General features: G+C 68.2%; 14 protein-coding genes. 7 read left to right on the top strand and 7 right to left on the bottom strand.

What is annotated here, in order from left to right; genetic code table 11:
• The first annotated feature begins 17 nt into the window (after positions 1-17).
• Entirely contained in the window at positions 18-518 is a 501-nt protein-coding gene (locus D1409_RS14400; RefSeq protein WP_123537690.1) for a helix-turn-helix domain-containing protein, read from the top strand.
• 540 nt (positions 519-1,058) lie between these two features.
• Here D1409_RS14400 and D1409_RS14395 read toward each other — a convergent pair.
• Positions 1,059-3,065 (bottom strand): beta-galactosidase, encoded by a 2,007-nt coding sequence (locus D1409_RS14395; protein ID WP_123537689.1) that lies wholly within the window; start codon positions 3,063-3,065, stop codon positions 1,059-1,061.
• A gap of 129 nt (positions 3,066-3,194) precedes the next feature.
• Here D1409_RS14395 and D1409_RS14390 point away from each other — a divergent pair, with 129 nt between their 5' ends.
• Positions 3,195-6,008, top strand: coding sequence for a glycosyl hydrolase 115 family protein (locus D1409_RS14390; protein WP_123537688.1), 2,814 nt, complete (start codon positions 3,195-3,197; stop codon positions 6,006-6,008).
• Positions 6,009-6,083: 75 nt separating this feature from the next.
• On the opposite strand, the gene D1409_RS14385 is transcribed toward D1409_RS14390, so the two are convergent.
• Entirely contained in the window at positions 6,084-8,303 is a 2,220-nt protein-coding gene (locus tag D1409_RS14385) for an LUD domain-containing protein (protein ID WP_206425071.1), read from the bottom strand.
• Positions 8,304-8,305: 2 nt separating this feature from the next.
• The gene (locus D1409_RS14380; RefSeq protein ID WP_123537687.1) at positions 8,306-8,815 is read right to left on the bottom strand and encodes an LUD domain-containing protein; all 510 of its coding nucleotides are present in this window, start codon (positions 8,813-8,815) and stop codon (positions 8,306-8,308) included.
• 184 nt (positions 8,816-8,999) lie between these two features.
• Here D1409_RS14380 and D1409_RS14375 point away from each other — a divergent pair, with 184 nt between their 5' ends.
• A complete protein-coding gene (locus tag D1409_RS14375; protein WP_235853565.1) occupies positions 9,000-9,773 on the top strand; it encodes an IclR family transcriptional regulator in 774 nt (257 codons plus the stop codon).
• Between the two features lie 144 nt (positions 9,774-9,917).
• Positions 9,918-10,763 (top strand): fumarylacetoacetate hydrolase family protein, encoded by an 846-nt coding sequence (locus D1409_RS14370; protein WP_123537686.1) that lies wholly within the window; start codon positions 9,918-9,920, stop codon positions 10,761-10,763.
• 109 nt (positions 10,764-10,872) lie between these two features.
• Here D1409_RS14370 and D1409_RS14365 read toward each other — a convergent pair whose 3' ends face one another.
• The gene (locus D1409_RS14365) at positions 10,873-11,349 is read right to left on the bottom strand and encodes a cupin domain-containing protein (protein WP_123537685.1); all 477 of its coding nucleotides are present in this window, start codon (positions 11,347-11,349) and stop codon (positions 10,873-10,875) included.
• Between the two features lie 89 nt (positions 11,350-11,438).
• Between D1409_RS14365 and D1409_RS14360 the strand changes: the two genes are divergently transcribed.
• Entirely contained in the window at positions 11,439-12,308 is an 870-nt protein-coding gene (locus D1409_RS14360) for an amidohydrolase family protein (protein ID WP_123537871.1), read from the top strand.
• Between the two features lie 678 nt (positions 12,309-12,986).
• On the opposite strand, the gene D1409_RS14355 is transcribed toward D1409_RS14360, so the two are convergent.
• Positions 12,987-14,021, bottom strand: coding sequence for a zinc-dependent alcohol dehydrogenase (locus tag D1409_RS14355; RefSeq protein ID WP_123537684.1), 1,035 nt, complete (start codon positions 14,019-14,021; stop codon positions 12,987-12,989).
• A 149-nt stretch (positions 14,022-14,170) separates the two neighbouring features.
• Positions 14,171-14,851 carry a YIP1 family protein gene (locus D1409_RS14350; protein ID WP_123537683.1) on the bottom strand — a complete coding sequence of 227 codons (681 nt, stop codon included), beginning with the start codon at positions 14,849-14,851 and terminating at the stop codon, positions 14,171-14,173.
• A gap of 240 nt (positions 14,852-15,091) precedes the next feature.
• Here D1409_RS14350 and D1409_RS24610 point away from each other — a divergent pair, with 240 nt between their 5' ends.
• A complete protein-coding gene (locus D1409_RS24610) occupies positions 15,092-15,610 on the top strand; it encodes a hypothetical protein (protein WP_164471704.1) in 519 nt (172 codons plus the stop codon).
• Between the two features lie 146 nt (positions 15,611-15,756).
• Entirely contained in the window at positions 15,757-17,886 is a 2,130-nt protein-coding gene (locus tag D1409_RS14345) for an ABC transporter substrate-binding protein (protein ID WP_206425070.1), read from the top strand.
• Positions 17,887-18,108: 222 nt separating this feature from the next.
• Here D1409_RS14345 and D1409_RS14340 read toward each other — a convergent pair whose 3' ends face one another.
• On the bottom strand, positions 18,109-19,116 hold the full coding sequence (locus D1409_RS14340) for a hypothetical protein (RefSeq protein WP_123537681.1): 1,008 nt from the start codon (positions 19,114-19,116) through the stop codon (positions 18,109-18,111).
• Positions 19,117-19,391 lie beyond the last annotated feature (275 nt).

Genomic DNA, 19,391 nt, shown 5'->3' with positions numbered 1-19,391 from the left:
GTTATGAGAAATGCAGTATGACAAGACTGGAAAACGTCTCTATCGAGGAACTGGAGGCGGCGCTCGACGAGGCGAGCGGAAAACGGGAGACGAAGCGATTGCTCGTGGCGATTATCTACAAGCGGGGCCCCTCTGCACCGATGATCGCGGAGTGGCTCGATACGCGCGAACAGACGATCTATCGGTGGTTCGATCGTCTCGAAACCGAACCGATCAGCGAAGCGGTCCAGGATCGACAGCGTTCCGGTCGGCCGCCGAAACTCGACGACGCCGACCGAGCGGAATTCCGGGAAGCGGTCCAGAATCCGCCGGTCGAGGCCGGATACGATCGGCCTTCGTGGACGACCGAACTCGCCCAGCAACTCCTCGAAGACGAATTCGACGCCGAATACTCCCGGCGTCACGTCCAGCGACTGCTGAGAGACGCCGATCTGACGTGGCAAGGAGCGCGGCCGCAACCACCGACTGCTGACGGGGACGAACGCACCGAAGTCTGGAAACCTATCGAAAACGAATAATAGCTATATATCTGAGTATTATAGTCTCGTCGCGGTCGCTCGAACGCGGAAACCGATCGACTGTGGCCCCTCCCGCTCGCGGTTTGCGCTCGGAGATCGAGTAGTTATTCCGCGATAGTGGCTATCAACGGGTTCCGACCCCTCTGAACAGCCACCGACGAGCGTGGTCCTTTCGCAACCGAGGTCGTAGGCCGCTTCACGAGGGGCCCGACGGTCAGATTTCGAGTCCCAGCGGGGCGCGACTTCGTCGAAGAATCGCGGATCGAACTCACGTATCACCGCGAGTATCATCACCGCGTTTATCGCCGGATATCGGTCCTTTCGAGGGATTCCGGCGCCAGCCGAACCGATCGCTGAGCGGTCGCATTTTCGGTCCGAGCGTCGAACTCGGTTCAGCTGTGCCTACTGTATCGCGCCAGATCGACTCTCGAAAAATAACCGACTACTTACGTCGGGATGTCTCGCGTGCACTGGTACACGGCGGCCGACGACAGCGGTGGTCTCACTGCGAAGAACGGGACGGGTCTGCGAACCGACCGTCTACTTCACCACCACGGACACGGCGGCGGGGTCGGCGTCGGTCACGGCGACGTCGAACGGATCGACCGTCCCGTCGCCGAGGTGCCAGGCGGCGGTGGCGGGTGTATCGACGCCGAGCGGGTCGCTCGTGAAGTTACAGACCCACGTCAGGCCGCCCCGGCGCGAAAGCCGAACGCCATCGGGGAGCCGGTCGGTCACGGCGATACCCGCGTCGTCGAGGAAGTCCGTGACGAGGGCGTCCGCGAGGTCGTCCTCGGGCCAGACACCGACGTAGGTGACGTGCCCTTCGCCGACCGCGTTGCGCGTGATGGCACTCGTCCCGGCAGCGGGGCCGGTCTCGTGCAGAGCGACGGTCTCGGTCGCATCGGCGTCGAGCCACTCGCCCCACGTCCGGAACGCGTAGGACTCACCGCTGTAAGCGATCTCGGGTTCGGCGTCGTCCCGGAAGCCCTCGTACTGCTCGACAGTCGCGCCGACGGCGTCGGACAGCGGTCCCGGGAGCGCGGGGCGCAAGCGGTTGTGTTCGTTCTTGACCCCCGAGCGGACAGTCACGAGCACCTCGCCGCCGTCGCGGGCGAAGGCGTCGAGCCGCTCTGCCAGGTCCTCGTCGGCGAAGTAGAGCGTCGGACCGACGACGGCGTCGTACTCCGAGAGGTCGGCGTCGGTGGGGAGGACGTCGACGGCGACGCCGTGGCGGCGCAGTGCCGCGTAGTACGTCAACAGGTGGTCCCAGTAGTCGAAGTCGACGGACGCCGGTTCGATCTGTAACCCCCAGAGGTTCTCGTAGTCGTGCAGGAGGGCGACGCGGGCCTCGTTGTCGCTGTCGTCCATCGGTTCGGCGAGCCGTTCCAGATCCTCGGCCGCGCGGACGGCGTCGTGATACCCGCGGTCGGGCGATCCGTCCTGGTTGCGCAGGCCGGCGTGGTACTGCTCCTGGCCCATATCGCAGCGTTGCCAGCGGAAGTAACTCACCGTGTCGGCACCGGACGCGCTGGCGTGATGCGCCCACAGCGCCATCGCTCCGTCGCCGGGCTGGGTGGGGTGGGGCGGCCAGTTGACGCCGCCCGGCTGTTGCTCCAGTATCCAGAAGTCCCCGTCGGCGGAGTCCCGGAAGATCGCGTGGTTGAGTCCCGTCAGGTCCGGGTCCCCCGCGCGCAACTGATCGGGGGTCGTCTCACCCGGCGCGTGCTGGACGTGCCCCGTCGGATAGGAGTCCCACGACATGAAATCGAGGTCGGCACCCAGGTCGTACGCGTCGATGGCGCCGAACAGCGACATCTCGTTGTGCGTCACGAACCAGCTGTCGTCCGTTTCCCGGAGAATCTCGCACTGCTCGCGGTTGAACTCGACCACGCTGTCGCTGGAGAACCGATAGTAGTCGAGCAGGCGGGCGGGATGGTGTCCGGTCGCGGTGTGCCTGGGCGGGTCGATCTCCGCGAAGCCCGTGTACTCCTGACTCCAGAAGGCGTTGCCCCACGAGTCGTTGAGGTCGTCGATACCGTCGTAGCGCTCGCGGAGCCACGTTCGAAAGGCCGTCGCGCAGTCGTCGCAGTAACAGCGGGTGGTGCCGTGACAGCCGTACTCGTTGTCGGTCTGCCAGCCCGCGACGGCGTCGTGACCGGCGAACCGCTCGGCCAGTCGCTCGACGATACGCGCGCTCTCGCGGCGGTAGACCGCGGAGTTGAAGCAGTAGTGGCGGCGACTGCCGAACTCGACCGTCGTCCCGTCCCGTTCCTGCCGGAGGATGCTCGGGTGCTCGTCGACGAGCCACTTCGGTGGCGTCGCGGTCGGGGTACAGAGCACCGCCTGCATCCCGTGTTCGTCGACGAGGTCGACGGCCGATTCCAGCCAGTCTAACTCGTAGGTGCCGCGCTCGGGTTCGTATCGCGACCACGCGAACTCGCCCATACGGACGTACTCGATGCCCGCCTCCGCCATCTGTGCCACCTGCTCCGCCCACGACTCCCGGGGCCAGTGTTCGGGGAAGTAGCAAACGCCGATATTCATCGCCTCGGCTATCGAAATCCTCCGATAAAACTGTTCTCCTCTGTTCTACCGATCGCTCGAAGTCCCCCCGACCTGGAACGGGGACTGGCCTCGAAAGATATCTGTAGGAGGCCCGAAAACGCGAGAGGTGTGATAACAGAAACCCCGGGAGAGGGAGACGTGCCGCTCGTCGGGGACGGCGTCGCAGACGTGTACGTCGACCCGGACGACCACGGCGTCGTCGAGCGAGCGGCGGAGGACCTGACGGCGGACGTCGAACGAGTGACCGGCGCGCGACCGTCGGTCGTGAACGGACTCGACGGGTCCGGCGCGGTCGTCGTCGTCGGAACGCTGGGAGAGTCCGCCGGAGTCGACGCCTGCCGCGACGCCGCGGACGCGGATCTGGACGCGCTCGCGGACGAGCGCGAGAGCTTCGTCGTCGAGACCCTCGCGGACCCGCCGGTCGACGCCGACGCGGCCGTCCTCGTCGCGGGCAGCGACCGTCGCGGGACGGCCTACGGCGCCTACGAACTCGGCCGGGAACTCGGCGTCTCGCCGTGGTACTGGTGGGCCGACGTAGCGCCCGACCAGCGGGAGACGGCCGCCGTCGAGGCCGGGACTCACAGGGACGGACCGCCGGACGTGACCTACCGCGGCGTCTTCCTCAACGACGAGGACTGGGGACTGCGTCCGTGGTCGAGCGAGACGCACGCCCCCGAGGAGGCGCGGGACCGCGACGGGGTCACCCCGAGTACCTACGAACGCCTCTTCGAGTTGCTCCTGCGCCTCCGCGCGAACGTCGTCTGGCCGGCGATGCATCCCGGGACGAAGGCGTTCTACCGCTACGACGGCATCGAGGCCCTCGCCGACGAGTACGCGATCGCGATCGGAACGTCCCACTGCGAGCCGATGCACCGCAACAACGTCGACGAGTGGGAGGACGCGTTCGGCGACTGGAACTACGCGACGAACGGCGACCGGATCCTGGAGTACTGGCGCGACCGAGTCGAACGCGTCGCGGACTACGAGAACGTTTTCACCGTCGGCATGCGCGGCATCCACGACTCCGGGATGCCCGGCGGCGACACCCGCGAGGAGACGACCGAGCTCCTGCAGCGCGTTCTCGACGACCAGCGCGATCTGCTCGACGACGCCCACGACGCGCCCGTCGCGGACGTGCCACAGGTGTTCTGCCCGTACAAGGAGGTGCTGGACCTCTACCGCGGCGGTCTCGACGTCCCCGACGACGTCTGCCTGATGTGGCCGAACGACAGCCACGGCTACGTCCGAGAACTGCCCACGCCCGCGGAGCGCGACCGCCCCGGCGGATCGGGCATCTACTACCACCTCTCCTACTGGGGGCGGCCCCACGACTACCTCTGGCTCTCCAGCGTCCCGCCCGCGGTGGTGCGCCACGAGATGCTGAAGGCCTACGACGCCGGCGCTCGCGAGTGCTGGGTCGTCAACGTCGGCGACGTGAAGCCGACGGAGAAGGAGCTGGAGTACTTCCTCGAGACGGCGTGGGACGTCTCCGGCGCCCGTGAGGAGCCCGTGGAATCGTGGCTGCGCCGGTGGGCCGCCCGCGAGTTCGACGACCGGGTCGCCGACGAGGTGGCCGCCGTCCTCCGGGAGTACTACCGGCTCTGTCTCGCCCGCAAGCCCGAGCATATGGGCTGGTCCACGGTGTATCCGAACACGCAGCCGGCGGACCCGGCGTTCAGCGCCACGCGCGGCGGCGACGAAGCCGAACGCCGCCGCGGGGCGTTCGAGGACCTGGTCGACCGCGTCGAGACCGTCAGGGAGCGGCTGCCCGAGTCGGATCACGCTGCCCTGTTCGAACTCGTCGAGTACCCCGTCCGCTGTGCCGCCGCGACGAACGAGAAGTACCTCGCGGCGGCGCGGAGCAAGCGGTACGCGGCGCAGGGGCGCGCGAGCGTCGACCGACACGCGGCCCGCGCGATGGACGCCCACGAGCACATCGCCGCCCTGACCGAGCGGTACGACGAGGTCCGCGACGGCAAGTGGAAAGGGATGATGTCCCACGAGCCCCGGGACCTGCCGGTGTTCGACGAGCCGACGACGGCGACAGTCGAGTTGCGCGACGGCGCGGCGCTCGGCGTCGCTATCGAGGGCCGGACCGATCCGGTCAGTTACGGCGAGGCGCCGCCGCCCTCGCTCCCCACGATCCACGCCGCCATCGACCGGGCGCGCTTCGTCGACGTGTTCGCCCGCGGCGACGCCCCGGTCGACTGGACGGCGGAGACGGACGCCGACTGGATCGCGCTCGACACCGAATCGGGCACCGTCGCCGACGAGTGCCGGCTGTGGGTCGACGTGGACTGGGACGCACACCCCGGAGGACAGGCTGCGGGGACGGTGACCGTCTCCGGCGCCGGCGCCGGCGAACAGCGGCGCGTCCGGGTGCGAGCGGACGCGCGGACGCCGGACGGCGATGTCGTCGCGGTCGACGGCGTCGCGGCCGTCGAGGCCGAGGCGTACGGCCGCCGGACGCCCGGCGAGCACGCTCGCTGGACGGCGTGCGACGTCCCCGGACGCCACTCCGGGGCGGCGATGGCGCTCGACCCGCCGGTGTTCGAGTCCCACGACCCCGAGGACGCGCCGACGCTGGCGTTCGACCTGGACCTGCCTGCCGGGGAGGCGACGGTGACCGTCTACTGTCTGCCGACCCAGGCGCTCACCGCCGACCGCGACCTCCGATACGCGGTGACGCTGGGCGACGACCGACGCGTCGTCTCTATCGACCCCGACGGCGGCGAGCACGACCCCGAGTGGCAGGGGAACGTCCTCCGCGGCGCGGCCGTCGGGACGTCGACGCACACCGTCGACGGGAGCGGGACGCTCGTGCTGGCCGGGCTCGACCCGGGGCTCGTCGTGGACCGTATCGTCGTGACCGTCGGCGGGGAGCACGAGACGTATCTCGGGCCGCGCGCGACGCACGTCTGAGCGGTCGCGCGCTCACGGGATTCTGGGAACCGAGAGTTCGATCCTGGGAACCGAAAGTTCGGTCGAGCCGAAAACTCAGTCGCGGTTCGGGTCGAGCAGTTCGATGGGGTGGGTGGGCTCGCGCGCCAGCAGGGCGTCGATCTGTTCGAGACAGGAGGTGCCGCTGGCGACGGGGATCCGGGCCTCGTTCTCGGGGGCGTCGAGCTGACCGCGGAGCTGTTCGCCCACGTCCATGCTGATCTCGTAGTAGTCGGTCTTGTAGCCGAAGCTCCCGGCCATCCCGCAACACTCCACGTCGGTGGTCGTCACGTCGTAGCCGACGCGTTCGAGGACGGCGACCGTGTGCGATTCGAGGCCGAGCGTCCGCTGCTGGCAGTGGCTGTGATAGACGACGCCCGGTTCGTCGGGACGGGGGTCGGTCAGCGCGGACGCGTCGGCGCCCTCCTGGGTCACCAGCCCGTAGACGTACTCCAGCGCCTCGTAGGTGTTCGCCGAGACGGTCTCGAGCGCGTCGGCGTCCTCGGGGAGGAGCTTCTCGTACTCGCGGTCGATCATCGCCAGGTCGCTCGGCTCGACGACCGCCACGTCGTAGCCCGCAGCGACGTACTCCGAGAGGGACTCGACCACGTCCTCGGCGTGGTCGGCGGCCGTGCGGACCATCCCCTGCGAGTAGGGCGCGCGCCCGCTGGAGCGCACGTCGGGGACGGTCACGTCACAGCCCAGCGCTTCGAGGACGCGGACCGTCGCTTTCCCGCGGTCCGTGAGGACGTGGTCCGTGTACAGGTCCGGGTAGACGACGACGCGGCGGCCGGTCCCCTCGGCGTCCGTACGGCCGCTCGGTCGCGACTGCGCCCACTCGCTGAACGTCTCCCGGCGGAAGGTCGGGAGGTAGCGACGCCGGTCGACGCCGAGGACGCGCTCCATCGCCCAGCGGCTCGGCCCCGCGTCGGCCAGCCAGTTCGAGACGGGCGCCGTCGCGCTGCCGAGTTTCGCGACCGTCTCGAAGTTCCCGAAGAAGCGCTTGCCCAGCGGCGGGCTCCCCTCGTCCTCGGCGTCGGGGGTCAGCCCGTCGACGAGGGGGTCGAAGCTGCCCTCGTCGGCCCCGCGGTTGATGCGGTCGCGGACGACCGTGTTGATCCACGGGATGTCGATGCCGACCGGACAGGCGTTCACACAGCGCGTACAGCCGGTACACAGGTCGTTGAACTCCGCGGCGACGTCTTCGCCCTCGATCCCGGCTTCCCACCCCGTGGCGATCCCGCCCGAGTAGGTCTCGCCGCCGAAGGCGTGGCCGCCGACGCTCTGGAAGTTGGCACAGCTGTTCGAACAGGCAGAACAACGGATGCAGTAGAGCGTCTCGCGGAGCTGGTCGTCGTCGCGCATGGCGAGGCGACCGTTGTCGACGAGCACGAGGTGGAACTCGCGGTCCGCGTCGAGTTCGGACAGGGGCGTCTCGTCGTCGGCGAAGTCGACGGTGGGCGTGTCGACCGGCGGCGTGAACAGCGAGATGTACGAAGTGATGTCCTGGCCGGTGCCCGAGCGGCCGATGAGCTCGACGAAGGGGGCGAAGTCACTGACTGACGGAACGATCTTCTCGACGCCGGCGACGGCGACGTGCGTGTCCGTCGCCGCGACCGACTTGCGGGCGTTGCCCTCGCTCGTCACGAGCGCCATCGTCCCGGACTCCGCGGCGACGAAGTTCGCGCCCGTCATGCCCACGTCGGCGTCCTCGATCAGTTCGCCGAGGTGGTCGCGCGCGAACTCGGTGAGTTCCTCTGCCGTCTCCAGCGGCGGGTCGGGGTCGAAGCGTTCGTTGAGCAGGTCGGCGATGCCCTCGCGGGACTTGTGGATAGCGGGAGCGACGATGTGCGAGGGGGCCTCGTCGGCGACCTGCAGGACCCACTCGCCCAGATCCGTCTCGACGACGTCGACGCCGTCGGCCTCCAGGACCTCGTTGACCTCCAGTTCCTCCGTCGTCATCGACTTGCTCTTGACCACGCGCTCGGCGTCCTCGTCGGCGACGACCTCCCTGATGTACTCGTTGGCGTCGTCGGCGTCGTCGGCGACGTAGACCGTCCCGCCGTTGTCCTCGACGGTCTCGCGGAGTTGCTCGACGAGTTCCGGCAGCCGTTCGATGGCGTCTTCCTTGATCGCCCGCGCGCGCTCCTTGAGTTCCTCGTAGTCGTCGAGCTTCGCGACCGACTCGTAGCGGCCGTCGTTGAACGCCGTCGTGTTGGCGCGGACCGCCGCCCCTTCGGTGTCCATGAGTCGTCGGTAGTCGTCTTTCTTCGCCACGGTCACTCCCCCTCCAGGACGACCGCTGTCACCGTCTTCGGTCCGTGCGCGCCCTCGACGAGCGCGCCCATGTCGGCGGTGGCGCTCGGCCCGGTCGCGAGGATCCGGCTCTCCGCCGCCGTCTCGGCGTCCGCGTCGAACTCGTCGAACGCCGCCTCCATGTCGTGGACGACGTCGCTCTCGCGAAGTACAGCGACGTGGTGCTCGACGAAGAGACTGACCAGTTCCGCGCCGTCGGCGGTGCCCGGGAGGACGAGCGACCCGTAGCCGGCGACGGACAGGGACGCAGGCGTCACGCCGACGGTCGCGGCTCTCAGTTCGGCCGGCGTGGGGTCGACGCTCACGGGCGCGTCCGCCAGCGAGACGGGGAGATCGGTCAACTCGACGCCGACGGCCGGTCCGGCGGCGAGGTCGTCGATGGTCTCGGCGAACGCCGCCGGCCTGACGCGGCGGGTCCGTACACCTGCCGCTTCGAGGTCCTGACTGAGGCTGTCCGCACTCCCGGGAGGCATGGAATCAACGTCGGACCCACCGCTCTTGTGCTTTGCGGGTCCCTCGCGACGGCGGCTCGACCGACGGCGACGGTCGAACGCGCCCGAGCGGCCGAGTCCGGGTTCGACGCGGGCCCGTGAACGGGGTAGCCCCCGTTCCGGTAATACCGTACAATTTTATAACGATCGAATCGTATCCACAAGTATGGAAAGCGAAATGAAAACGGACATCGACGTGCCTGTGAAGGCGACGCGGGTGAGCTTCGACGTCGTGGAGGTGCTCCGGGCGCTCGACGGAGCGGGCGTGACGGAAGTCGCGGAGGAGCTCGACCTCCCGCGGAGTACGGTGCACGACCACCTCCGAACGCTGGAACAGCTGGAGCTGGTCGTCAACGACGACGGGACGTACAAGACGGGGACCCGGTTCCTGGAGTTCGGCGGGTACGCGCGCCAGCGCATGAAGGTGTTCGAGGTGGCCAAACCCGAACTCCAGAACCTCGCCGAGCAGACCGGCGAGCACTCGAACCTCATGGTCGAGGAGCACGGCCGCGGCGTCTTCCTCTACAAGACCGAGGGGCAGAACGCGGTCAAGCTCGACACGTACAACGGCTACCGCGTCCACCTCCAGACCACCGCGCTGGGCAAGGCGATGATGGCGCACATGGACGAGGAGAACGTGCGCGACATCCTCGACCGCCACGGCATGCCGGCGACCACCGACCGGACGATCACCGACGAGGACGAGCTCTTCGCGGAGTTCGAGGAGATCCGCGAGCGAGGCTACGCCATCGACAGGGAAGAGCGCGTCCGCGGGATGATCTGCATCGCCGCACCGCTGCTGAACGACGACGAGGTGCTGGGGGCTATCTCCGTCTCCGGCCCGAAAAACCGGATGCAGGGCGAGCGGTTCGAGGAGGAGATCCCTCGGCAGGTGCTGCGCATCGCAAACGTCATCGAAGTCAACATGACCCACGCGTAGCCCCGCGACCGCCGCTCACGCCGGCCCCGCGACCGCCGTTCGCGCCGACCCCGCGGTGGCCGCCGACGCGTCGTCCGGCCCGCAACGGTCCCGAACCGTAGTGCTTCTAAAGTTTTAAGTTCCGAGGGATAGCTCTATCCGGTGATGCAATTCGTTCGGTACACAGACGGCGGTAGCACCACCTGGGGCGTCCGTGACGGCGACGCGATCCACTCGCTGGACGGCCAGCCGACGGGCGAACCGACCTACGAGGACCTGGCCAACGACAGCTATCTCGCGGAGGTCCGCCGCCGCGTCGAGGGCGGCGCGCTCTCCCAGCACTCCGTCGACGACGTGTCGCTGCTCGCGCCTGTCCCGGTCCCCGGCAAGATCGTCTGCGTGGGGCTGAACTACCGTGACCACGCCGAGGAACAGGACGAGGAGATCCCCGAGACGCCGCTGCTGTTCTCGAAGGCTCCGACGACGGTAACGAACCCGGGCGACCCGGTCGTCCACCCGGGTGGCGACGAACAGGTCGACTACGAGGTCGAACTCGCCGTCGTGATCGGTCGCCAGGCCAAGGTCATCGACGAGGACGAGGTCGACGACCACGTGGCCGGCTACACGGTCCTCAACGACGTGAGCGGTCGACGCTCGCAGTTCGACGACGGCCAGTTCTTCCGCGGGAAGAGCCTCGACACCTTCTCGCCGATGGGACCGGCGCTGGTCGCCGGCGACGGGTACGACCCGAACAGCGTCGACGTGTCCCTGCGCGTCAACGGCGAGACGAAGCAGGATTCCAACACCGAGCAGTTCATCTTCGACATCCAGGAGGCGGTCTCGTACATCAGCGAGAACATGACGCTACGACCCGGCGACGTGATCTCGACCGGGACTCCGGGCGGCGTCGGTATCTTCCGCGAGCCCCTCGACCTGCTCGAACCCGGCGACGTCTGCGAGGCCGAGATCGAGGGCATCGGCACGCTCGAGAACCACGTCGTCGCCGAGTGAGACGCCGTATCGCTCCCGGAGACAGCTGACCGATCGCGACGCCGGCCGCAGTTCTTCTCTCTCCGTTCCCGTCTTTTTCCGCGTTCTCCGTTCCGCGGGAGCGCCGTCCTCAGCCCTGGACGTTCCCGCACTCGGTGCAGGTCAGTTCGAACCGACCGCCAGCGAGGTCGACGCCGTGGGTCCGTTTGGCGTCGCACTCCGGGCAGTACGCACGCGATTCGAGCGCGTCCCAGTCGTGGCCGGCGCCGGGCGCCCCGAACGCCCAGCCGACGGCGCGGTCGTCGCCGTCGTTGTAGCCGGTCTGGAACTCGCCGGGCTCGAACCGGATCAGCTCGCCGGCGGCGACCGCGACCTCCTCGCGGTCGAGGCCGACTTCGAACGTGGTCTCCCCCCGTTCGACGTAGAACACCTCCTCCTGGTCGTGGTGACGGTGGAGGCCCCCCGAGAAGGAGTCGCCGGGTTCGAGTTCGAAGTAGTTCGCGGCGAAGTGCTCGGTCCCGAGTTCACGGGACACGGGCTTTCGCACGTCGTGTACCTGCAGGGGGTTCCGTTCGACCGGGACGTCCTCGATCGCTACTTTCTCCATACGGACAGACACAGTACGAGCGTTTGTAGTTGTTCGGGGTCGGTCGGGTGCGAACCTTTACTATCGGCGCGGGTCCACCGGCGGGTATGGTGCTCGATTCGCACACGCACACGTGGGGCCCGCCCAGCGAGGCGCATCCGTGGATCAACGGGCCGCTCGTCGAGGAGTCGGTCAGTTCGTTCTCGGTCGACCCGGTGTTCCGGAACGAGGCGCTGCTCGCGGAGATGGACGCCGTCGGTGTCGACGAGGCCGTCGTCGTGGGCTATCCCATCTGCGAGTGGACGGACAACTGGTACACGGTCGAGGCGGCGCGCGAGCACGACCGGCTGTACGGCGTCGTAATGCTCGACCAGTTCGCCGACGGCGCGGCCGACGACCTCCGCGAGGCGATGGCCGTCGACGGCGTGCTCGGGTTCCGACTGGGCGGGCTCTGCCCCTACGACCGCATGTGGGAGACGTTCGACCGGTCGGTGACGTGGCTCCGGGACGCGATCGAGGAGACCGAGTTCTGGGAGGCCGCGGCCGAAACGGACGCGCTCGTCCAGATCCTCGTCCGCGGCGAGCAGCTCGACCAGGCGCTCGAACTCGTCGAGCGCTACCCCGACCTGACGTACCTCTTCGACCACTTCGCCTACGCCGAGCCCGACGAACCGCTCGGCGAGGGCGTCTACGAGACGTTCTCCGCGCTCGCCGAGCACGACTCGGTCGGCGTGAAGGTCTCCGAGATCGTCCACCAGTCCGCGGAGGACCACCCCTACGCCGACATGCACGACCACGTCCGGTGGCTCCTCGACGAGTTCGGCCGCGAGCGCGTCGTCTGGGGCTCTGACTTCCCGAACGTCTCCGACGAGGCGACCTACGGCGAGACGCTCTCCTGGCTCGACGCGGTCGACGGCCTCTCGACCGGCGACCGCCGGTGGATCACCGACCGGGCGTTCCGCCGCCACGTCGACCTGTAACGACCGCGTTCTCCCGGACTCGCTCGACGTGTCGACACCGTCCGATCCGTCACCGACGACCGCGAACCGGCCTGGTGATATTGTTCCGGTATTACCGGAATCGGTCGGATACCAGCCCGCCGTCTGCGGGAAATCGATCGGCCTGCGATAGCAGGCGGAACGCTGAAACCGATAGTCCGCCCCGCCGTTCGGCCAGTCTCAGGCAGGCATCCACTGGAAATTACATTCGTACTTCTGTAATCCGCCCTGCGCTCGGGCCAGCGGACGATTCCGTCCCCCGACGGCGGTCGCCGGGACCACTCGGGCGCTCGACCGGCGATCTCAGGTCGTCTCGCCCGGACGTAGCGCGTTGTACGGTAATACCGGAAGGCGTGTGAGAATAAGTGTCATAGCAGTCAGTGAAAGAGTACGTTGAGGCCTGAAAGACGCTGATATCCGGTTCATCGGCGCCCTACCGCCGAGACGCCTTCCGGTATTACCGGAAGATGTGCGGAGATCGCCGTAGCTCGGCCCGAAAAGCGCGAACGCGGTCCGTCGGGAAGACGACAATCCGACGGTGCCATCGTCTCTCACGGAGCACAGGAGCGATCGGGAACCCGTTCGACGACGCGCAGGACGGCGCGACAGGAGGAGTGACTCGGCAGACGAGGCGGATCGGATCGCGGACGAGTGACCGATTCAGTCGCCGGCGAAGCGGAAGACCGGCTTGACCGCTTCGGAGTTGAGGAACGCTTCGAAGGCTGCGGTGGGGTCACTGGTCGAGAACGAGTCGTCGACGACGGCTTCGGCGTCGATCTCGCCGTTTTCCATGAGACGCAACGCCTGTTCGAAGTTCGTCCAGTCCGAGCCGTAGGAACTGACGACGTCGATCTCGCCACGGACGACCGGTGTCATCAGGACTTGGCTGGGTTCACGCGGGATGCCGACGACGACGACTTCGCCGCCCTTGCGGACGACTTCCACGCCGATCTCCACGCCCGTGTGATGCCCGCTGGCGTCGAACACCGCGTCGAACCCCACGTCGTCGGTCCGAGCCGCGGCGTGGGATTCCAGTTCCTCGTCGGAGACGTTGATCGTGTCGATGCCGAGTGATTCGACGAGCGGGAGACGGGTGGCGGCGTCCTGGTCGAGGCCGGAGACGAGGACGTTCGCGCCGAGCGAGTCGGCCACAGCGGCAGTGAATACGCCGATCGGGCCGGGCCCCTCGACGAGGACATCGTCGCCGGGGTTGATCGACGAGCGGGTCAACACCGCCCGTGTCGCGATGCTCAACGGTTCGGTGATCGCCGCGTCGGCCAGCGGGACCGCGTCGGGGACGGCGTGGAGGAACTGGGGATCGACGACCGCGTATTCCGCGTAGGCGCCGTCGCGGTGCATGCCGGTGATCGAGAAGTTCTGGCAGATGTTCTCCTCGCCGTTACGACACTGGAAACACTCCCCGCAGTGGTGGATCGGCTCCTCGACGACCCGGTCGCCGGGCTCGAAACTCCGCACCTCGGACCCGACCTCGACGACCTCGCCGGAGTACTCGTGGCCCATGATCCGCGGCATGGCGATCCAGTCGTACCCGCCCTCGTACTCGTAGGCGTGGGCGTCGCTGCCGCAGATACCTGCCGTGTGCACCCGGACGAGGACCTCCTCGGGACCGGGCGACGGTTGCTCTCCCTCCTGGACTTCGACGGACGCTGGGCCCGTCTGAACTATCTGTTTCATACACTAATGGCTCCTTCTCGAACCGCGCTACTGTGGTTTGGACCGTGCCCGGATATAAAAATACCGGGTAGCCGCCCGACGGCCCGGTGTCGCTACCAGCCGAGCGGCCGCTCTCGCCCGGCGTGCAACAGGGGGAAAACGGGGCCGCGTTACAGGATGCCCGCCTGTCCGAGGGCGGTCACCAGGAGGTACAGCGCGAGCAGTCCGGCCGGGACCGCCGCCGCCCGGCGGGCGGTGTCGATCTCGAGGCTCTTGGATTCGGCGACGGCGATCGACAGCAGGTGGGCGCTCCAGACGACGAAGAGGATGCCGAGCAGCATGACGACGGCGTACAGCGGGTCGGTCAGCCCCGCGTAGACGTCCTCGCCGCCGGCAGCCGTGCCGGTGAACACCGAGGCGGCCTGCTCGGTGGCGCTCAGTCCCTCCGGGTTGGTCGGGATGTCGACGTCGAAGAAGAGGTACGCGACGACGAGCGAGCGCAGGAGGTTCCAGATCCCGAGGGGGATCATCGCCCACGCCGCGCCGCGCATCAGGCGGCTGATCGGGCCGCGCCCGCCGCTGGAACTCGCGATAACGTGCGCGCCCACCGAGTAGAGGACCCACGCGACGACGGTCAACATGACCGGCCGGAGCACCCGTCCGACCAGCTGGACCTGGAACATCGAGTTGTCGGTGTCGACCGCGTTGAGCGCCTCGATCATCACGTAGCCGAACCCGGCGCCGCCGACGAGCCCGCACAGCAGGACCACGATGGTCTCCAGCGTGAGCCCGCGTTTCGGCGTCCGCCGCCGGATAATCCCGTCTGGCAAGGTCGCGATTCGACGAATCATATGTGAGCGTGACTGGCGATACTAATCAATGTTGGTGGTATATCGCGGACCGCGAGCCGCGCCCCGGGGCTGCGGTCGAGTCCCGCCGAGACTCCGTCGACGCTGTTACCTGATTCAGTCACGCGCGCACGAGGGGCGAGTCCGACCGCATCGTCGCCGAGATCAGCGCCGGCGAGCGGCGCGTCTCCGCCGGACGGACGGCCGACAGTCTGAATACCGTCGCCCGGAAAGGTGCGAGCGATGGGACTGCGCGACCTGTTCGACCGACTGGCCGCCGGAGGCGGTGGCGACGCCGGCCCGGAAGTAGACGAGGAGCGCGCGGCGCGGTTGGCCGACGGCGCCGCCGACCCGGAGGTCACCGCGGACGCGCTGACCGCCGCGGGCGAGCGCACCCGGCACCCGCTGATCACGTACGTCGAGGACGACGAACAGCCGGAGTACGTCTTCCGCGGAGGGACGCTCATGGTCGACAACGGCGACTCGCTGGCCCGTCAGACGCCGACCCGCGAACTCGCCGTGGTCGTCACCGACTCGCGGTTCCTGTTCGTCGTCGGCGGACGCCTCTCGGACTCGCTGTTCGAGGTCCCCTTCGAGCACGTCGCGATGACGTACGTCGACGACGAGGACGAGCGGACCTATCTCGTCGTGGACGCCGACCGCGACGGAGACGAACTGACGTTTTTCGCCGACGTGACGATGGACCCCCGCCTCGACGCCCTCCGCTCGGCGGTCGAACGCGCCGAGAACGCCCCGGAGTGACGCGATCTCGGCCGGATCCTGCCTGATCTTTGATTGATTCCCAAAAAGGTTAAATACCGGTATTCCGTTTGTGCGACCGTCTTATGACACGCGGTAACGAGAATCGAAGGTCGGGTACGGATGTTGACCAGTACAGACGGAAACTGTTGGCCGCGTTAGGTGCGGCCGGCACGGCCGGTCTCGCCGGGTGTGGCGGTAACGACGGCGACGGCGGAAACACTGCCGACGGCGGTGACGGCAGCGACGGTAGCGACGGTAGCGACGGCAGCGATGGCAGCGATGGCGGAGACGGTGGTGGCGGAGACGGTGGCGACGGCGGAGACGGTGGCGACGGCGGCGATCTGGAACAGTTCCCGGACCGCAAGTACGTCACTTTCGAGACCGAACTCGAGAGCGACCGTCTGCGGTTCAACAAGTACTACCACCGGACCCAGATGCCGCGCTTCGTGTACCCGTTCATGTACGCGAAGAAGACGATGATGCACCAGGAGACCGCCGAGCGGGTCCCGCACATCGTCACGGAGTGGGAGATCGTCGACGAGACGGAGATCAAGTTCCAGATGCGCGACGACTCGGCGTGGGCGGTCGCGAACCCTGACGACCCCAACGACATCAACGGGACGCCCGTCAAACCGTCCGACTGGGCGTACTCCTTCCGGCTTGCGCGCTGGAACGGGCTCTCGCCCGACGAGGTCCGCGAGCAGAACCCCGACGGCGAACCGCTCAGCGCGTTCGAGGCGATCACCAGCATCGAGTTCGACGACGACGCCGGCACGGTGACGGCACGCAGCGAGCCCGGCTGGTTCGACATCTTCAGCGAGGACGCACAGATCAGCGCGTTCAACCTCTCGCACCCCAACAACCAGTCGCTCGGCGAGTCCCTCGCCACGATGGGCCAGGACATAAAGCCGATCCACGACGAGGCCCAGGAACTCGAGTGGGGCACCCCCGAGGGGACGCCCGACACGTCGAACCCGAGCTACCGGAGCGAACTCATCCAGACCGAACTCGACAGTCTCCGCGAGCGCGGCGAGGGCGAGATCCAGGACCCGCAGAACATCCCGTGTTCCGGGCCGTTCGTGCTCCAGGACGTCCGCGAGGACCAGGTCATCCTCAAGAAGAACCCCGAGTACTTCCTCGCGGACCAGATCAACTGGGACACGGTGCAGGTCAACATCATCCCGAACACGCAGTCCCAGACGCAGGCGCTGCAGAACAGCATCCTCGACGGCGTCAACGGTCGCGTGCTGAAGCCCAACCCGAGCACCGTCGACAACCTGCCCGACGAGTTCCGGCGGGTGAACCACACCGGCGGCGGCCAGTACGGGCTCTCGATGAACGCCCAGGCCAACGAGTACCTCGGCGACCCGCTCGTCCGGCAGGCGTTCAACTTCGCGATCAACAAATCGCAGATCGCCGAGATCCGCAACCGCTACGCCAACGAGAAGGTCCCGTACCCGGCGGGGCTGCTCGACCCGGTCCAGCGGGGCTACGTCGAGGACGCGGGGCTGGTCGACTCGTTCACACGCTACGACCAGAGCATGGACCAGGGAACCGCCCTCATGGAGGAGGCCGGCTTCACCAAGGAGAACGGTACCTGGGTCACTCCCGACGGCGACCCCTTCGAGCTGACGCTGCTGACCGGCTCCTCGTCCGTCCAGGTCGAGTCGACGGTCATCGCGATGCTCAACGAGTTCGGCGTCGAGGTCAGCCTCCAGAAGGTCGACTCGACGGTCGCCGACCAGCGGAAAGGCGAGGGCGAGTTCGAGCTCGCGATGTACGAGTGGCCGTTCGCGAGCCACCAGGGCGCGTGGTTCCGCATGATCCAGCAGAGCGACCGGCGCCACCGCTTCGGGAGCCTCTGGAGCGACGAGTTCGTCGAGGAGTTCGCCGACAGCTACGACAACGTCGACAACGTCGAGTACGACTGGACGATGAACCTCGAGGGCGCGACGCCCGAACAGCAGAAGGAGTTCACCCTCGAGGCGCCGCCCGTGGGCGAACCCGACGGCGAGATGCAGGAGTACCCCGTCTGGTTCTACGACACCCAGCTCGGGCAGAACCTCGACGAGGAGGTCCGCGCCGAGTACCAGCGGAAGCTGTGCTGGGTCTTCAACTACCGGCTGCCGATCGCGCCGTTCGTGCAGAGCTTCGAGATGGCCTTCCAGGACACCGCCAACTGGACCGCGCCGGAAGACGAGTCGGAGTGGCAGATGAACCTGCCCATCTTCCAGCTGGTCCAGCAGGGCAAGATCCAGGCCACGTCGGGTAACTGACGACCCCGGTCCCCCGCCGTACGTCCGACAGTCGATTCTCGTCGCCGGCCGGCGCCTCCTGCGTCGGCCCGTTACCCGCTCGGCGCCACGGGCTGCGCCGCGTCGTCGGCTCCCGCGTCCTCTCGTGTACTTCCTCAGAAACCCGTGGGAACGGTGATCTCTCGCGTCACCCAGTTATCTCTCACGTCATTCGGTGATCTCTCACGTCACTCGGTGATCCGCTCACCGGAGCGCGTCGACCGGCACCAGCGTCACCCGGGGAGCGCCGTCGACCGTCGCCGTGTACAGGAGCCAGCGGTCACCGCAGACGAACTGCGGCCGGGGTGACCACGCGCCGTCGGCCGGGAGCGGGTCCGAGACGACTCGCTCGCGGTCGTCGCGCCGATCGTAGACCGCGACCCGGACGGCCTCGCCGTCGGGGACCGTCCCCGCCAGCAGGTCGCCGTCGCGAGTCGCGTCCGCCTCCCGCGCGGCCGTCGCCCAGACGCGCTCGCGGTGGCCGGCTTCGAGGTGAAGCGACCCCACCCCCCGTCCCGGCTCGACGTACCAGAGGCCCGTCCCGCCCTCGCCCCACCGGAGGTCGCTGTGGTGATCGGGGAGCAGCTGCGAGAGCGGGCGGGCCCCCAGTCCCTCGCGAGCCAGCCACGCCTCCCCGCCGACGCCGTCGGTCGCGTCTCGCGCCAGGAGCGTCAGCGACGGGTCCGAAGGACTGAACCGGAGCGTGTCGTAGCGCCGGTCGCGGGTGTGCCAGACGGCCGTCGCCCCATCGTCGACCGACAGGGTCGTCAGTCGCGACTCGCCGTCGGCCGCGAACACCGCTCCGAACTGCTCGCCGTCGACCGAGCGAGTCAGGCCGGCGACGGGGGCGCCCGGGACTGTCCCGGGGTCGAACCGGCCGACCGGCCGCGGTTCCGCCGGCCGCTCCGCGTCGTGTGCGGCGACGGCGTGTCCGTCGAGGACGTAGGCCGTCCTCGACTCCGCGTCGACCCACGGCGTCGGCCCCCCTGGCGTCGTCGTCGCCGCGGACCGGTAGGCGCCCGAGTCCGTGTCGAGGACGCCCAGCGTCGGCGTCTCGGCACCGGCGTACAGCCAGACCGACCGGGCCGCGCTGACGGGAGCCACTCGCCGGACGCCGACGCTCCGGGGCGGGTCGACGAGGCGATAGCGCCCGACTCCCTCACTGGGGACCCGCCGGAAGCGCTCCGTCCCCGCGAGGTCGCCGTCCGTCATCGCTCCGTCCCCGCCGTCACGCGCTGGCGTCTCATTGCCGAACCAGAGCGCGCCGGCGCGTATAAATCGTCGGTGACGACGGCAGTCGGCGGCACCGTCGAGCGGCGCCGCGGCCGGCGTGTCGGGGCCAGTCAGGGCGCGAAGCGCTCCCGGAGGGCCGCTCGTCGGATGACGGCGTTTCACTGCCTCTCGATGGGCAGTTCCCGGCTATCGGAAAAAACTTAAACAGGAGACCGCTCTTTCAGTGTAGTATGAGACGCGTTACCGACAGCACA

Origin of the sequence: Halosimplex salinum (assembly GCF_003730195.1) — an archaeon.
GTDB lineage: Archaea > Halobacteriota > Halobacteria > Halobacteriales > Haloarculaceae > Halosimplex > Halosimplex salinum.
Note: the sequence above shows the minus strand (reverse complement) of the source record. Positions and strands in the feature narration are given on the sequence as shown.